We start from the raw sequence: 3,082 nt of genomic DNA, 5'->3' as shown, positions 1-3,082 counted from the left end.
CAGGCGCAGGACCTCGGTCAGGCGGTTGGCCGCCGCGACGACCGAGCCCGAGTGCAGGCGGCCGGGCTGGCGCGTGAGGCGCTCGACCGGCCCCGAGATCGAGACGGCGGCGACGATGCGCCCGGACGGTCCGCGGACGGGCGCCGACACGGAGGCGACCCCGAGCTCGCGCTCCGAGACGGACTGGGCCCAGCCGCGCCGTCGGACACCGGAGAGGATCGTGGCCGTGAAGACGGCCTCGCGCAGGCCGCGGTGCAGACGGTCGGGCTCCTCCCAGGCGAGCAGCACCTGGGCCGCGGAACCCGCGCCCATGGTGAGCGTCGCGCCCACGGGGATGGAGTCCCGCAGACCGACGGGACGCTCGGCGGCGGCGACGCAGATGCGATGATCGCCCTGGCGGCGGTAGAGCTGGGCGCTCTCGCCGGTGTGGTCGCGCAGGGCCGTGAGAACGGGGTTCGCCGCGGCGAGCAGGCGGTCCTCGCCGGCTGCCGTCGCGAGCTCGTTCAGGCGCGGACCGAGGACGAAACGGCCCTGCATGTCGCGGGCCACCATGCGGTGGTGCTCGAGCGCGACTGCGAGGCGATGAGCCGTCGGACGGGCGAGTCCGGTGGCGGTGACGAGCTGGGCCAAGGTGGCTGGTCCGGACTCCAGGGCGCCCAGAACGGACGCCGCCTTGTCCAGCACGCCGACTCCGCTAGAATTGTCCATAGGTCGATATTGACGTCTCGCACAGTGAGATGCAAGTCAGCGGGTGTCGTGTCGACGAAGGACCGGGAGATTCGGCCCGGTCCACGACCGAGATGTACCCCCCGATCGTCGCCCACGGCCCCCGCGTGAGCGACCACCGCAGGACACAGGTAGGAGAGAACCAACATGGCCGGCACGCTGGCGGAGAAGGTCTGGGACGCGCACCTGGTGCGACGTGGCACCGACGGGTCGCCCGACCTCCTCTACATCGATCTGCACCTCATCCACGAGGTCACCAGTCCGCAGGCCTTCGAGGGCCTGCGCCTCGCCGGCCGCCAGGTGCGCCGTCCCGACCTGACGATCGCGACCGAGGACCACAACACCCCCACGCTCGACATCGACCTGCCGATCGCGGACCTCACGAGCCGCACCCAGATCGACACGCTGCGCAACAACGCCAAGGAGTTCGGCGTGCGCATCCACTCGCTCGGCGACGCGGACCAGGGCATCGTCCATCAGGTCGGCCCGCAGCTCGGGCTCACCATGCCCGGCCTGACGGTCGTGTGCGGCGACTCGCACACCTCGACGCACGGTGCGTTCGGGGCCCTCGCCTTCGGCATCGGGACGTCCGAGGTCGAGCACGTGCTCGCGACCCAGACCCTGCCGCTCGCGCCCTTCAAGACCATGGCGATCACGGTCGACGGCGAGCTGCCCCCGGGCGCGACGTCCAAGGACATCATCCTCGCGATCATCGCGAAGATCGGCACGGGCGGTGGCCAGGGCTACGTCCTGGAGTACCGCGGCGAGGCGATCCGCAAGCTGACCATGGAAGCCCGCATGACGGTCTGCAACATGTCGATCGAGGCAGGCGCGCGCGCCGGCATGATCGCGCCCGACGAGACCACGTTCGAGTACCTCAAGGGCCGCCCGCACGCGCCCGAGGGCGCCGACTGGGACGCCGCGGTCGAGTACTGGAAGACGCTCCGCTCCGACGACGACGCCACCTTCGACGAGGAGGTCGTGCTCGAGGCGGCCGACCTCGAGCCGTTCATCACGTGGGGCACCAACCCGGGCCAGGGCCTGCCGCTGTCCGCGAACGTCCCCGTCCCCTCGGAGATCGCCGACGAGAACGAGCGCGTCGCCGCCGAGCGCGCGATCGAGTACATGGGCCTGACCCCGGGTGCGCCGCTGCGCGACATCGCGATCGACACGGTCTTCATCGGCTCGTGCACCAACGGCCGCATCGAGGACCTGCGCTCGGTCGCCAAGGTCGTCCAGGGCAAGAAGAAGGCCGACTCGCTGCGCGTCCTCGTCGTGCCCGCCTCGGCGCGCGTGCGGCTCCAGGCCGAGGCCGAGGGGCTCGACAAGATCTTCCTCGACTTCGGTGCCGAGTGGCGCAACGCCGGCTGCTCCATGTGCCTGGGCATGAACCCCGACCAGCTCGCCCCCGGCGAGCGCTCTGCCTCCACGTCCAACCGCAACTTCGAGGGTCGCCAGGGCAAGGGCGGGCGCACCCACCTCGTGTCTCCGCTCGTCGCGGCCGCGACCGCCATCCGCGGGACCCTGTCCTCGCTGGCGGACCTGGACCTGCCCGCCGACGTCGACATCACGTCGTTCGACGGCACCCCGCTCGCGCCGCTCGACCCGCGCGTCCCGCTGCAGGTCTGACACCGGCCCCCTGACGACACTCATCGAGGAAGCAGAAGCATCATGGAGAAGTTCACCACCCACACCGGTGTCGGTGTCCCGCTGCGCCGCAGCAACGTCGACACGGACCAGATCATCCCCGCCGTCTACCTCAAGCGCGTGACGCGCACGGGCTTCGAGGACGCGCTGTTCGCGGCGTGGCGCGGCGACCCCGCGTTCGTCCTCAACCAGCCCGCCTACACGTCCGGCTCCGTGCTGGTCGCGGGCCCCGACTTCGGCACCGGCTCGTCGCGCGAGCACGCCGTGTGGGCCCTCAAGGACTACGGCTTCAAGGTCGTCCTGGCCTCGCGCTTCGCGGACATCTTCCGCGGCAACTCGGGCAAGCAGGGCCTCGTCGCGGGCATCGTCGCGCAGGAGGACATCGAACTGCTGTGGAAGGTCCTGGAGACCAAGCCCGGCACCGAGGTCACGGTCGACCTGGTCGAGCGCACCGCCACGGCCGACGACGTCGTGGTCCGCTTCCAGATCGACGACTACACGCGCTGGCGCCTCATGGAGGGCCTCGACGACATCGGCCTGACCCTCCAGCACGAGGGCGACATCACGGCGTTCGAGCAGACGCGTGCGTCGTGGCGTCCCAAGACGCTGCCGGCGAAGCACCTGCCGACGGTCGAGATCGAGGCGGCGCGCCCGTCCGCGTGACACGCCTCTGACCAGGCCCGACGGCGCCGCTCCCCTGGGTGGGGAG

The 3,082-nt window shown here is 71.1% G+C and carries 3 protein-coding genes; 2 read left to right on the top strand and 1 reads right to left on the bottom strand.

Features of this window, described 5'->3' with window-relative positions:
* On the bottom strand, window positions 1-708 hold a 708-nt coding region (locus ACFRCR_RS18025), incomplete at its 3' end, for an IclR family transcriptional regulator (RefSeq protein ID WP_377679499.1).
* A gap of 165 nt (window positions 709-873) precedes the next feature.
* Between ACFRCR_RS18025 and leuC the strand changes: the two genes are divergently transcribed.
* Both leuC and leuD read left to right on the top strand, forming a co-directional pair.
* Entirely contained in the window at window positions 874-2,355 is a 1,482-nt protein-coding gene (leuC, locus tag ACFRCR_RS18020; protein WP_377679497.1) for a 3-isopropylmalate dehydratase large subunit, read from the top strand.
* A 42-nt stretch (window positions 2,356-2,397) separates the two neighbouring features.
* Window positions 2,398-3,036: a 3-isopropylmalate dehydratase small subunit gene (gene leuD / locus ACFRCR_RS18015; protein ID WP_377679495.1), complete on the top strand. Its 639-nt coding sequence runs from the start codon at window positions 2,398-2,400 to the stop codon at window positions 3,034-3,036.
* Window positions 3,037-3,082: the final 46 nt, after the last annotated feature.

The organism is Oerskovia sp. NPDC056781 (genome assembly GCF_042789955.1).
GTDB classification, from domain to species: Bacteria; Actinomycetota; Actinomycetes; order Actinomycetales; family Cellulomonadaceae; genus Oerskovia; species Oerskovia rustica.
Note: the sequence above shows the minus strand (reverse complement) of the source record. Positions and strands in the feature narration are given on the sequence as shown.